10 protein-coding genes and 1 other annotated feature are annotated in these 13,263 nt (G+C 54.2%); of the genes, 4 read left to right on the forward strand and 6 right to left on the reverse strand.

The window, feature by feature from the left end:
- Nucleotides 1-47: 47 nt before the first annotated feature.
- From trmB to JQC72_RS04455, 3 genes are all read left to right on the forward strand, one after another.
- On the forward strand, nucleotides 48-797 hold the full coding sequence (gene trmB / locus JQC72_RS04445; protein WP_205493174.1) for a tRNA (guanosine(46)-N7)-methyltransferase TrmB: 750 nt from the start codon (nucleotides 48-50) through the stop codon (nucleotides 795-797).
- Between the two features lie 464 nt (nucleotides 798-1,261).
- On the forward strand, nucleotides 1,262-1,861 hold the full coding sequence (gene rpsD, locus JQC72_RS04450; RefSeq protein ID WP_205493183.1) for a 30S ribosomal protein S4: 600 nt from the start codon (nucleotides 1,262-1,264) through the stop codon (nucleotides 1,859-1,861).
- Nucleotides 1,862-1,941: 80 nt separating this feature from the next.
- Entirely contained in the window at nucleotides 1,942-2,652 is a 711-nt protein-coding gene (locus JQC72_RS04455) for an alpha/beta hydrolase (protein WP_205493184.1), read from the forward strand.
- Nucleotides 2,653-2,874: 222 nt separating this feature from the next.
- Here JQC72_RS04455 and tyrS read toward each other — a convergent pair whose 3' ends face one another.
- A complete protein-coding gene (tyrS, locus tag JQC72_RS04460) occupies nucleotides 2,875-4,128 on the reverse strand; it encodes a tyrosine--tRNA ligase (protein WP_205493185.1) in 1,254 nt (417 codons plus the stop codon).
- Between the two features lie 42 nt (nucleotides 4,129-4,170).
- Nucleotides 4,171-4,501: a binding site (T-box leader), on the reverse strand.
- Nucleotides 4,502-4,611: 110 nt separating this feature from the next.
- Between tyrS and JQC72_RS04465 the strand changes: the two genes are divergently transcribed.
- Nucleotides 4,612-6,702, forward strand: coding sequence for a transglycosylase domain-containing protein (locus JQC72_RS04465; RefSeq protein WP_205493186.1), 2,091 nt, complete (start codon nucleotides 4,612-4,614; stop codon nucleotides 6,700-6,702).
- Between the two features lie 866 nt (nucleotides 6,703-7,568).
- Here the strand turns inward: JQC72_RS04465 and acsA are convergent.
- From acsA to JQC72_RS04490, 5 genes are all read right to left on the reverse strand, one after another.
- Complete coding sequence (gene acsA, locus JQC72_RS04470) at nucleotides 7,569-9,290, reverse strand: acetate--CoA ligase (protein ID WP_419179832.1); 1,722 nt, start codon at nucleotides 9,288-9,290, stop codon at nucleotides 7,569-7,571.
- Between the two features lie 532 nt (nucleotides 9,291-9,822).
- Nucleotides 9,823-10,521: a 5'-methylthioadenosine/adenosylhomocysteine nucleosidase gene (locus JQC72_RS04475; RefSeq protein WP_205493187.1), complete on the reverse strand. Its 699-nt coding sequence runs from the start codon at nucleotides 10,519-10,521 to the stop codon at nucleotides 9,823-9,825.
- 28 nt (nucleotides 10,522-10,549) lie between these two features.
- Complete coding sequence (ccpA, locus tag JQC72_RS04480; RefSeq protein WP_205493189.1) at nucleotides 10,550-11,575, reverse strand: catabolite control protein A; 1,026 nt, start codon at nucleotides 11,573-11,575, stop codon at nucleotides 10,550-10,552.
- Nucleotides 11,576-11,800: 225 nt separating this feature from the next.
- Entirely contained in the window at nucleotides 11,801-12,988 is a 1,188-nt protein-coding gene (locus JQC72_RS04485) for a hypothetical protein (protein ID WP_205493190.1), read from the reverse strand.
- A 146-nt stretch (nucleotides 12,989-13,134) separates the two neighbouring features.
- Entirely contained in the window at nucleotides 13,135-13,251 is a 117-nt protein-coding gene (locus JQC72_RS04490; RefSeq protein ID WP_302104503.1) for a hypothetical protein, read from the reverse strand.
- Nucleotides 13,252-13,263 lie beyond the last annotated feature (12 nt).

Below are 13,263 nucleotides of genomic sequence, written 5' to 3' on the forward strand. Positions count from 1 at the left end.
CCTTCGGGATCATCGGCAATACTACGAACAACATAACGAGGGATACCATGAGACTCAGACGAAAACCGGAAGCAAAAGACTTTGTACGTCAACATCCACGGGTCATCAACGACCCGAAGCAACTGCGCGGACAATGGCGCACATTCCTCAAGACCGACCGACCGCTCCATGTCGAGTTGGGCACCGGCAAAGGACGATTCTTATCCAACATTTGCGCCGCAAAGCCCGACATTCATTGGATCGGCGTCGAACGCGTGGAGGAAGTGCTGATGCAGGCGCTCAAAAAAGCGGATGAACAGGACTGCACCAACCTTCACTTTCTTTGGATGGACATCGCGGAACTGGGCGAGGTGTTCGACAGAGGGGAAGTGGCCCGTTTTTATTTGCATTTCAGCGACCCGTGGCCCAAAAAGCGGCATGCCAAACGTCGGCTGACGCACCGCGACTTTCTGGCCCAATACCAGAAGATCCTGGGATCGGAGGGGGAGCTGTTGCTCAAAACCGATCACCGGTCCTTGTACGAGTTTACGCTGGAGGAGCTGGCCGTATGCGGTTATACGGTGCTGGAGCAGAGTGAAGACCTGCATCGGAGCCCTTACAGCGAAGGCAACATCATGACCGAGTATGAAGAAAAGTTCGTCGCCAAGGGAATGCCGATCTACTACCTGCTCGCCCGACCGCCGGCCGAATTTCCGGAGGAAGTGCTGGAGAAGAGAAGGAGAAGAAAGACTTGGCAGATCGACGCGGGTCAGGAACAAACAGATGATGAGACGAACCGAAATGATGACGACGGATGAATAGACATCCCGTCAGGTGCGAAGTGAATCTGTCTTCAGCCGAACGGTTCATCCGTCAGCGCGTTGCCTGATTCATCCAAGACGGCAACATTCCCAAGCGACCGAATCCGAATCCCGAACCGGCAGTGAACCTAAAAAGCGTCGGGCCATTTCCTCCATGCCAATCGCACTTTGCCCACGTCCTGGTCTCCCGGTTCAAAACGGGCTTGGTCGCATTCTCATTGACTTTTGCCCCATATGTTTTATAATAATGTTTTGTATGGCTCAAATCTCCCTGGGGTTTGAGGATAGCACGCAAAGTGATGGTGATGGATCACCCTCACTGGTTCGCTCCGTGAATGGCGGCTGCATCGTTTTCACGGATGTCCGGCTTTTCGCCGCTATCCGGAAAGTACGGGCAACTTCGCGAACCAGCCATCCCGTCATTTGCATTCCAACGCAAATGATGAAAGGGGAGCTTCAGTATGGCACGTTATACTGGACCTCGTTGGAAACTGAGCCGTCGTCTCGGCATTTCCCTTTCCGGCACCGGAAAAGAGTTGAAACGGCCGTACCCGCCGGGTCAACATGGTCCGGGACAACGCCGGAAGCTGAGCGAATACGGCCTTCAGCTGCAGGAAAAACAAAAACTGCGTCTGATGTACGGTTTGAATGAAAAACAATTCCGCAACCTCTTTGACCGTGCAGGCAAAATGAAAGGGGTTCACGGTGAGAACTTCCTGAAGTTGCTGGAATCCCGCCTGGACAACCTGGTGTATCGCCTGGGCTTCGCCCGTACCCGTGCACAAGCGCGGCAATTGGTGGTACATGGACACATCACGGTCAACGGGAAAAAAGTGGACCGTCCGTCCTACCAAGTACAGGTGGGTGACGTAATCGGCCTGCGCGAAAAGAGCCGCAACCTGCAAGTGGTCAAAGAAGCGCTGGAAGATCGGCAATTCCTGCCGGAATATCTCGAGTTCGACGAAAGCAAAATGGAAGGCACCTACAAACGTCTGCCTGAGCGTTCCGAACTCCCGGCGGAAATCAATGAGCGGATGATCGTGGAGTTCTACTCCCGTTAATCCTCTTTTCACCATGCCACTCCATTCGTTTTTGGATGGAGTGGTTTTTCTTTACAAATCATCCATTATGGGGTGATACCATGGCCACTTTTTTGCTGTTGCACAGTCCCTTCGTCGGTCCGGCCACTTGGAACTGGGTCGCACAAGTGTTAAAACAACGGAAGATTCCTGCCATCGTTCCCATTTTGCGACATCGAAAAGACGAACCCCCGTATTGGAAGCAACATGTAGATCAAGTCGTGACGGCCTTGGAACATCTCACGCCCAAGGAACCGATCATTCTGGTGGCGCACAGTGGTGCGGGCGTACTGATTCCGGTCGTGGCCGATGCCATCCGGCAACCGGCGGTCGGTTCCATTTTTGTCGACGCACTCATTCCCCAAGACGGCAAAAGCCGATTGGATCTGTATAATACAAAAGAAGCGGCGGACGAATTTCGCCGGCAAGCACGGGACGGCATGATTCCGCCGTGGACCGAAGACGATCTGAAGACGGCGATCCCCGCGCCCTCCGTCCGTCGCACCTTCGTGGCTCAACTATACGAGACACCACTCGCCATGTACGAGGAGCCGATCCCCGTACCGGACAGCTGGCCCGGACATCCGTGCGTCTACTGGAAATGGACGGAACACTACGAACCGCAACGTCAAATCGCGGAGCAAGCAGGTTGGCGCTGTATCGAAACGAAAGCCGGCCATTTTTACCTGTTGCAGGAACCCGAAGTGGTCGCCGATCAACTGGTGGAAATCGGTAACGATTTGTTGCAGCAAGCCGGTTTGGAACCGTTTTGAAAACCAGGGCACGTTCAAGAATGCAAAAAAAGAGCAGCATCCGTTTCCCCCTGCCACTTCCATTCGCGGGCAATCTTCTCTCGCGAAGTGTACATTGCCAATATCCTGCGCTTAAAGGGTAGAGAAAAGTGATCCTGTCAGGTTGTTGACAAAGTACACGGGACCCGATTTCCCGTCGAGTGATGCGAATCTTGAAACGGGAAAATCGGGTCCGCTCTTTTGTTAAACCAGCTTCACTTTGGCAAATTTACGTTTTCCCACCTGTACCACCATTCCATCCTCAACGGGAAGATGCTGATTGACATCCGTCACTTTCTCCTGGTTGACGCGAACCGCGCCCTGCTGGATCATCCGACGCGCTTCTCCATTGGACGCAACAAGCTTCAAGGTGGAGAGCAGTTGCACCGCCCACATCTTGCCGTCTTGAAGTTGACCCGCCGGGATCGTCACTTCCGGGATATCCTCCGGCAGGGCATTTTGCTGAAACACTTGGCGGAAATGGCGTTCAGCCTCATCAGCGGCCTCCCGTCCGTGATACATGCGCACCAGAGTATGGGCCAGCTTCATTTTGGCGTCCCGTGGATGAACGGTTCCATCGGCCAGCCCTTTTTTCAGCTTCTCCAACTCTTCGTTGGACAGATCGGTCGCCAACTCGAAGTATTTCACCATCAATTCATCAGGGATGGACATGGCTTTTCCGTAAATCTCCTGCGGCGGTTCCTGGATGCCGATGTAGTTGCCCAAGCTTTTGCTCATCTTTTTGACGCCGTCCAAGCCCTCCAACAGCGGCATCATCATGATCACCTGTTCGGGCAGGCCGTATTCGCGTTGGAGTTGACGGCCCATCAGCAGGTTAAACTTTTGGTCCGTCCCTCCCAGTTCAATATCGCTTTTCAGCGCGACCGAATCATAGCCCTGCATCAGCGGATAGAAAAATTCATGCACGCTGATCGCCTGACCGCTGTGATACCGCTTGGAGAAATCGTCCCGCTCCAGCATCCGGGCAACCGTGCATTTGGCGGCCAGTTCGGCCACTTCTGCAAATGTCATCGGCGACAGCCACGTACTGTTGAAATGGATTTCCGTTTTGGATTGATCCAGCACTTTGAACAACTGCTCGGTGTAGGTTTGGGCGTTTGCCTTCACCTCTTCTTCCGACAACTGGCGGCGCGTCTCCGATTTTCCCGTCGGATCGCCGATCCGTCCCGTAAAATCGCCGATCACCAATTGGACGATGTGCCCCAGCTCCTGGAACTGGCGCAACTTGTGCAATACAACCGTATGACCGATGTGGATATCCGGCGCGGTGGGGTCCAATCCCAATTTCACCTTGAGCGGCCGGTTGGTTTCAATGGAATGACGCAGTTTTTCCTTCAATTCTTCTTCCGGGATGATCTCGGCCACACCGCGGCGGATGACGGCCAACTGCCGCTCAATCTCCCGTTGAACTTCCGGTTTGATCTCCGTTGTGCTCATTTCCATCCCTTCCTTTTTCGTTTACATAAAAAAACCCCATCCTCAAGGGACGAGGTTCACCCGCGGTACCACCCTTTTTGAAAGCCATTCTGCTTTCCGCTCGTTCGGATAACGGGCAAGTCACCCCGTCGCACGAAGCCTGGGACGTGTCTGATCAATCCCCTTTGCCTGAGTGAGCCTTTTCTCCCTAAAGATCGCTCGCTCGCAAAAGGACACGCTTCTTTCAATCCTTTGAATGACCATAAACAGTCCAATCAGCCTCATGCGAAGCTCCCAGGTGTAATTCGCACGGCGGGAACCGCTGGTTCACACCAACCACCAGCTCTCTGTCGGGTTCGATCCGCCGGCTACTCGGCCTGTTCATCACTGTTTTTCCGATGGACGCGTCCCCCAAATTGACGCGATTTTGTCGAAGATTTCAATGATCCTCCCAAACAATGCCTATGTTATAATATTACCGTTAAACGAGGAGGGTATCAAGCGATGGAACACCGTGATTCACCTTCATCCCCGGCGGCAAAAAAACAGTCGCTGGGTTTCCGGATTTTTAAAGGCTTTCTCTACACATTATTCTTCACCCTGGTCCTGGTGCTCACGCTGTCGGTTGGTGCCGCAGGTGTCGTCGCGGGTTACGTCGCCTCGCTGGTCAAAGATCAGCCGGTGCTGAGCAAGGCCGACTTTGAGAAGAAACTGACGGGATGGTCTCAAAACAGCCAAGCATTTTTCCGTGACGGGCAACTGATCGGACAGCTCAGGGGGGACGAAAACCGGAAACTGGTGACTGCGGAGCAAGTGAGTCCTTATCTGATCAAGGCTTTTATCGCGACGGAAGATCAAGAGTTCTACCAACATCACGGAGTTGTTCCCAAAGCGCTGTTTCGCGCGGCCCTGCAACAGGTGATGCACAGCTCGGTAACCACCGGCGGCAGCACGATTACGCAACAGGTCGTCAAGAACACCATTTTGCAAGACCAGTCGCAAACCCATGAACGCAAGGCACGGGAAATCTTCATCGCCTTGCGCATGGAAAAGATGTTCAGCAAAAAGGACATTCTGAACGCGTATCTGAACAGCACATACTACGGAAAAGATCCCAACGGCCGCAACATGTTGGGAGTGGAAGCTGCGGCTAAGGGAATCTTTGACGTCAGCGCCAAGGATCTCAACTTGGCACAAGCCGCCTACATAGCGGGCATGGTCCAACGGCCCAACGCGTACAACCCGTTCTTCGCCGACGACGGCTCCACGCTGAAAGCGGGGAAAGAACGCATGAAGGTCGTGCTGGACCGGATGTTGAAAACCCACAAGATCACCAAACAGGAATACGATCAAGCGTTGGCGTTCAACCTGCAGGCCTCACTGGCCAAACCGAAGCCCAGCGCCTATGAGAAATACCGGTATGTGATGGACGCGGTCGAAAAACAAGCGGCCGAAGCGCTCATGAAGTTGGATGGTCGGGACCCGGTTGAGCTGAGAAAGCAGGGCAAGTATTGGGCCACGCTGGAAGAATACCGGAAACGCGTCCTGACGGGCGGATACCGTATCGAAACGACCCTGGACAAAAACCTGTTGGATACGATGGAACAAGCCACCGAGCGGATTCCGTTCGCTCCTCCGGCCGACATCCGGGTGAAGGAGGGACCCAAAGGCAACCGCAAGTGGGTGGTGAAAAAGAATCAACTGCAACAGGTCGGTGCCACGTTGATCGATGTGAAAACAGGGGCGTTGCTGGCATTCGTCGGCGGACGGGAGACCAAAGTGAATCACGCGCTGGACTATCCCCGCCAACCCGGTTCTACGATGAAACCCTTGTTGGATTACGGACCGGCGCTTGATCTCGGTCTGATCACACCGGAAACGAAGATCAAGGACGAAGAGCTGAAAGCCGCAGACGGTACGGGTAAAACCTATCGCAATGCCAGCAAAAAATATGCGGGAGACGTGACGGCTCGCGAAGCATTGGCCAAATCGCTCAACATCCCGGCCATCAAAGTGTTCCGGATGGTGGGCAAGGAGCGCGCCTTCAGCTACCTGGAGAAAATGGGCTTCCGTTTCCATCCGTACGACGGGGAAGCTTCCGCCATCGGCGGACTTACCTACGGTTTCACAGTACAGCGCATGACTTCGGGATATGCGGCCCTGGCCAATCAAGGCAAATTCAACGAACCGTACATGATTCAGAAAATCATCGACTCCACCGGGAAAGTGGTGTACGAACACAAACCAAACCCGGTACAGGTTTACTCTCCGCGTGCCGCTTACGCCACCACTGACATGTTGCGCGATGTGATCAAAAACGGCACGGGAAAACTGATCGGTCAACGAATCCGCGGTTATGACATCGCAGGCAAATCGGGAACCACACAAAATCAGTACGACGTGTGGTTTATCGGCTATTCCCCCCGTGTGGCGCTGGGCGTATGGGTCGGATACGACTACAACAAAAAGATGTACAACGACACCGTCGCAAAGGAAGCATGGGCCACTTATTTCAAGGCAATCATGCAGGCTGACCCCAATCTTCAACCCAAGGGCGAACGTTTCGCCGCCCTGGGTTTGCCATTTATTATTTAAATATTCGTAATAGAAGGAAAACTAGCCACCCACGCTCGCCGCCATGCGCACGCCATCACCGAGGGAAAAAACCTGCCCTCCCTGTTGCCGACGAAACCTGCGATGTACCATGGGGCTGATATCGTTCACTGCCACAGCATCGGGTCCCGGCCCATCCTCATGCGCTCAGGAACATGGTGATTCGCAAATTCGGTCAGTTCGTTGGTATACCGTCACAGTCGTCAATGAAGCGGGAGAAGCCGCCCCACACCACCCGCACAGGCATGCGAAACGGTCTCTCTGCGCGAGTAACCCACACGTCGAACGGACACCATCGCTAACATGTCTGTTACAGCGGTGTTGATCAGATCGGGAATGCCCTCCTCTCCAAATCACCGCGCTCAAATGTCGCTCGCCGGCAAAAGGCTATCCTTCTTTTGAGACCGGTGAAATACCGGACGCTGGCACGGTGTTCCGCAATTAAATCAAAAAGCCCCGGGGAAAACCCAGGGCCAAGTTGATGATAAAGTCCGTCGATTGAAGCTCTGCACTTCACGGGGAATTCGAACCCGCTTCCAAAATCACAAGTGGTTCAACCACTTGTCCGCACCCCAGGTGTGACTTGCCCCACACGGCTGAAGCACCGGGGGGGCCGTGGGCTTATCGCTGATCCCGCGTGGCAACCCACATCCATCCACGATGGCTTCGTCCAAGCCTGGGTGGTGTTCGTCACGGGTTTTGGCTCGCATAGTCGTTTTCAATGTTTGCGCACTTCTCGACTTCATCGGCCAAAATTCAGTCGGACTTACGAGAGGGACAAAGCCCTCCCGCGTCCAACGCTCGCTTTCATGCCAACCCTGAAAGGCAGGGTTTCCCCGCTTCTCCTCTCAATCTTCCATCGTTGACAGGTCACCGGTGGGCAATCCCAATTCCCAGGCTTTGAGCACACGCCGCATGATTTTTCCGCTGCGCGTTTTGGGCAATTTGTCCTTGAATTCGATTTCGCGCGGGGCCGCATGAGCCGCCAGTTTTTCCTTCACATACGTTCGGATCTCCTCTTTCAGCTCTTCCGACGGCTGATATCCCGCCCGAAGTGACACAAACGCCTTGATGATTTGTCCCCGGACGGGGTCCGGTTTGCCGATGACGCCTGCCTCGGCCACTGCCGGGTGTTCCACCAGCTTGCTTTCCACCTCGAACGGTCCCACATTTTTTCCGCCGGTGACGATCACGTCATCCAACCGTCCCTGGAACCAGAAGTATCCCTCTTCGTCCATGTAGGCGGAGTCACCGGAGATGTACCATCCCGGAATGCGGAAATACTCCTGGTATTTCTCGGGGTTTTTCCAGATGGCGCGCATCATGGACGGCCACGGTGTGCGGATGGCCAGATTTCCCATCTGATAGGGTGGCAGTTCGTTGCCGTCGTCGTCGATAATCGCGGCCTGCACACCGGGAATCGGTCGTCCCATCGAGCCGGGTTTGATCTCCATGGACGGGTAGTTGGCGATCAGAATAGCGCCGGTCTCAGTCATCCACCACGTGTCGTGGATGCGTTGATTGTACACCTTCATCCCCCAACGGATCACTTCCGGGTTGAGCGGCTCACCCACGCTCAGCACATGTCGCAGGGAGGAGAGATCGTATTTTTTCACCACATCGTCCCCCGCCGCCATCAACATGCGGAAAGCAGTCGGAGCGCTGTACCAGACGGTGACTTTGTACTTTTCAATGGTCTGGTACCAATCGTCCGGGCTGAAGCGTCCGCCGCGCACCACGTTGGTGACTCCGTTGAGCCACGGTGCAAAGATGCCGTAGGAGGTGCCCGTCACCCAACCGGGGTCCGCCGTGCACCAATACACGTCGTCTTCTTTGAAATCCAGCACCCATTTGCCTGTTTGGTAATGCTGGATCATGGCATTATGGACGTGATACACTCCTTTGGGTTTCCCGGTCGACCCGGAAGTGTAGTGAAGCAGCATCCCGTCCTCGCGGTCCATCCACTCGATTTCCAAATCCGGCGAAGCATTCTCCATTTCCTTGTAAAAGTCATAGTAACCCTCCGGCAGTTCCCCTTGCGCCCCCACCAGTATGATGTGCTTGAGCGCCGGCAGCTCATCCACCGGGACACGCGGCAACAAAGCGGGAGTCGTCACCAGGGCGACCGCTTCGCTGTTTTCCAGGCGATCGCGAACAGCCGCCTCCATAAAGGCTTCAAACAGCGGACCCACGATAGCCCCGATTTTGATTGCTCCCAAAAAACTGAAATACAATTCCGGAATCCGGGGCATGAAAATGAAGACACGGTCCCCTTTTTGAACGCCGATGTTTCGGAGTACGTTCCCGAACCGGTTGGATTTCTCCTTCATCTCGGCAAACGTATACCGTTCCTCACGGTTGGGATCGCTGTAGATCAGCGCCAATTTGTTTTTTCTTTCTTCCGACTCGGCGTGACGATCAATCGCCTCGTAAGCGGCGTTTACCTTGCCCGTCTCGTACCAGGAAAAAGCCTTTTCCGCTTCTTTCCAATCAAATTCGCGAGCGGTCTTTTCGTAGTCCGGCAGGTTGGATTCCTTCACCGTTACAGCCAAGCGTTCCGTTTCCATCATACTTTTCTGCCCTCCTTGTTTCATCGATTCTTATGAAACCGCCTCCAATATCCATTATTATAGCATAGATTTAAACATTCGCAATTTATAAAGGACAAACGGGAATGCCCGTCCCTTCCAATCGGGATGATCGCGAGCGTCGGACAAGGGGGCTTCTGCCCCCTCGCAAGCCCGACAGGTTTTTGGTACAATCAAGTTAACAAGTGCGAAAACACAAAAAACTGCCATGCGAGCGAAAACTCGTGACATAAAAAATCACCCGGTCTGGGACGAAGCCATCGCGGATGGTTGTCGGTTGCCACGCCAGATGAAGCGAGAAGCCCACACCGACCAAAGGGTGTGCCTCTTGTGCCACATGATATCACAACCGCGGACCTTCTGTATTGAGACGGTTGCGATTTTTGAAAAAATTCCGCGCAAAACCGTCTCCCGCCGCTCCGTATTCGCGCTCGGCTGGAAGACGGCTTTCGCCCGTTAACGACAGTTTGTCAACTGGATCTTATGGGTCGGCAGTCCTATTCCCGGTCACATCCTATCCGTTCCACCGGTTCAACATCTCCCGCACGATTGCGCAGGATCGATCAGCGGCCAGCTTCGTAAATTCGGCAAAGTTGACGTTGGCCGAATGATCCGCCCTGTCAGACATGGAGCGGATCACGACATAGGGAATCCGGTTTGCGTAGCAAACGTGGGCCACAGCGGCCCCTTCCATCTCCACGCAAACGCCCTCCCATTTTTCCCGCAGTTCGGCCACTTTTTCCGGGCTCGAGATGAATTGATCGCCGGACAACACTTTTCCTTTCACCGTTTTGACATCCACCGCCCGCTGTGCCGCTTCCTCAGCCAAATGTATCAAACGTTCATCGGCGGGAAAGACCGAGACCGCCTGGAACGGGATTTGACCGGGGGCAAAACCCAACGCCGTAACATCCATATCATGCTGTTGACATGACGTGGAAATGACCAGATCCCCGATGTCCAGATCCGGGTGCAATGCCCCCGCCACACCAGTAAACACGATCGCTTCCACATTGAATCGGTCGATCAGGACTTGCGTGCAGATCGCCGCGTTCACTTTGCCCACCCCGGATTTGCACACCACGGCATCCGCACCGGCCAACCGACCGCGGTGATAACGGATGCCAGCATGCTCTTCCACTTGTTGTGTTTTCATTTCCTCCAGAAACAGGGCGACCTCTTCCTCCATCGCCCCAATCACGCCAATTGTCAATGAACGTTCTCCTCTCTCCCGTCAATTTTCACAGTTCTTGAATACGAGTGGAATCGCGCAACTCCAGCCGATATTGCAATACCACCCGTGCACTCTCCACCGGCTCGTCGTTCATATACTTGGTCAACAGGCGCATGGCCACAGCGCCGATGTCATACATCGGCACAGCCACCGTACTCAACAACGGACGCACTTGCGTGGCCAGCGGAATATCGTCGAATCCGATGATGGAGATGTCTTCCGGCACGGACCGACCGGCATCCTGCACTGCATGCAAAGCCCCGACGGCCATTTCATCACTGCAGGCAAATACAGCGGTAGGCGGTTGTTCGCTTTCCAGAAGACTGCGCATCGCTTCCAAACCGGAGCGGTAACGATAGTCACCGATACGAACCCATTCCTCTTGGAAGGGTAAGCCATTCTCCTCCAATGCCTGTTTGTAGCCCAAATAACGGGAATAACCGTTGACCGGATCGGTCAGCGGGCCGCCGATCAAACCGATGCGTTCGTTTCCCTCCCGAATCAGCGCCGTTGTGGCTTCCTTGGCAGCCTGTACCTGATCGATGACCACAGACGGGCGGTCACCGACAGGATCTTGCGTTCCCGCCAATACGATGGGCACATGCGCTTCGGCAAAAACCTGCCGATGTTCTTCTGTCACTTCACCGCCGAGGAACAGCAAACCGTCCACCTGTTTCTCCAAAAACGTCTCAATCAGCTGCAATTCTTTGTCCTTTTTGTTGTCCGAGTTACTCAGGATGATGTTGTAGTGATACATGTTGGCAATATCCTCAATGCCCCGCGTCAACTCGGCAAAAAATGCGTTGGATATGTCGGGGATGATCACCCCTACGGTTGTCGTCCGTTTGCTGGCCAACCCCCGCGCGACTGCGTTGGGCCGATATCCCAGCTTACGAATCGTTTCCAACACCTTTTTTCTTGTAGCTGGTTTCACATTGGGATTTCCATTGACCACACGCGAAACCGTTGCCATGGATACACCGGCTTCCCGTGCCACATCATAAATGGTAATTGCTTCTCGTTTCTTCCCCATTGTTATCTTCCACACCCAATTTACAATTTTTTCACGTTCCGTTTATCCAATATCTCCGCTTGGGAGCGGTTTCCTTTCGATGGAAACCGTCCCATTCATGGTGATGCCCTCTATCTTAAGATAATATTTTACCACAGGATCTCCCGCATTTTCACAGAATCCTGCAAGTTTCCTCATTATCTTATCCGAAAATCAAAAAAAGAACCGGTGTCACCTCGGCTCTTTTCAGGAGCCAGACAACTGCAGCACATAAGGCAAGGTTTCCCCCGTCACGCTCGTCCATGCTTGCGGGGTGCCGCGATTGATCCATACCACCGGTGTTTTGGGCGCCCACGTCTCAAACAACGGACGAGCCGGCACCAAACGAGGGATAAGCGGCGGCATGTCGGGATGTTTTTGTTTCCAATCCTCCAACAAAGCCAGCGCATGGGCTTCTGATGTGAACAAGTCGATCATAAGTTGGCCGCCGTCCTGTGTCAACGGCACCAATTCTCCTTGACTGTCAACGATCACCCAAACGGACTGCAATTCAGCCAAGGCCCGGCAAACTTCCCAACCGTTGGCAATCCCTTGCCCCTGACGAATGGCCTGTTCCAACGCTTGTAATCCTGCTTGAGCAGAAGCGGTCGATTCGGCCTGCACGTCATGGCCCTGGGAAGATGCGGGAGCAGAAGGTGTTGCAGTTGGCGATGGCGTTTGTTGCGACGGTGGCGAATCACCACTTTGCCGGGTTAATACCTCCATATGCCGGGATTCCAGCATCACCTGTTCAGGATACCCGAACTGCAAAAATGGCGCCTCAGCTCCTACTTCCTGACAGCGCCGAGCAATCCGGGACCACGGCATAAACGTCGTCGTTCCACCGCATTGGCGGCTGATCTGCTCGCAATCTTCCTCGGTCGCATAGACCGCGACCGTGTATGTATCCTTGGCATACTCCACCAACAACATCTGCTCATCCCTTACCGGCACCCAGCCACCCCCTTTGCGGGCCAGTTGCGCCACGGCATATTCTCTCCACAACCGAGCGGCCGCAGTACGGTCCAATGCCATTCGGGTGGGATGTCCGGGATTCACCACAAACCCGTCGTGTCCGGCGCGCAACGTTTTGGGGACCAGTGTCCAGGCAGATTCCGCCATCAGCCGGGGCGACCCCGGTGTTTGTAAACGGATCGCTTGCAAAGCTTCCGGATCCATTACCAACACCAATCGTTTGTTTTCCGGCGTGGCACCCGGGGCCAAGACAGGTTTTTCACTTCCCCCCGGTTCCGTTGCCAGCGTCAGCGTACGCAGAGGAGTTCCGTTTTTCGCCATATGGAAAAACCACTCATCCTGCGTCATCCGCCCGGACGAGACTTCATGCAACCATATCTGCTCGTTCTGAACAGTCTGCATCCATTCACTTTGACTCACCTGATTCGCCCCCTTTATCCTTTTTAACCACATTGTAACGCAAAAAAGGAAGAAATGGGGACGAAAGCCCCATTTCTCCCCAAACTGTTTGATTTATGTCATTCCGGACTTCAGCCATTCATCCCACGCAACGGGAAGTGAAGATTTCACATCAAATCATACGTTTGACGCAATTGTATCAGCAATTCTTCCAGTTGGGCGAGATTGATTTGCTGCGCTGCATCCGACAACGCCACCGAAGGTTCCGGATGCGCCTCCACCATGATCCCATCCGC

Origin of the sequence: Polycladomyces zharkentensis, assembly GCF_016938855.1 — a bacterium.
Lineage (GTDB): Bacteria > Bacillota > Bacilli > Thermoactinomycetales > JIR-001 > Polycladomyces > Polycladomyces zharkentensis.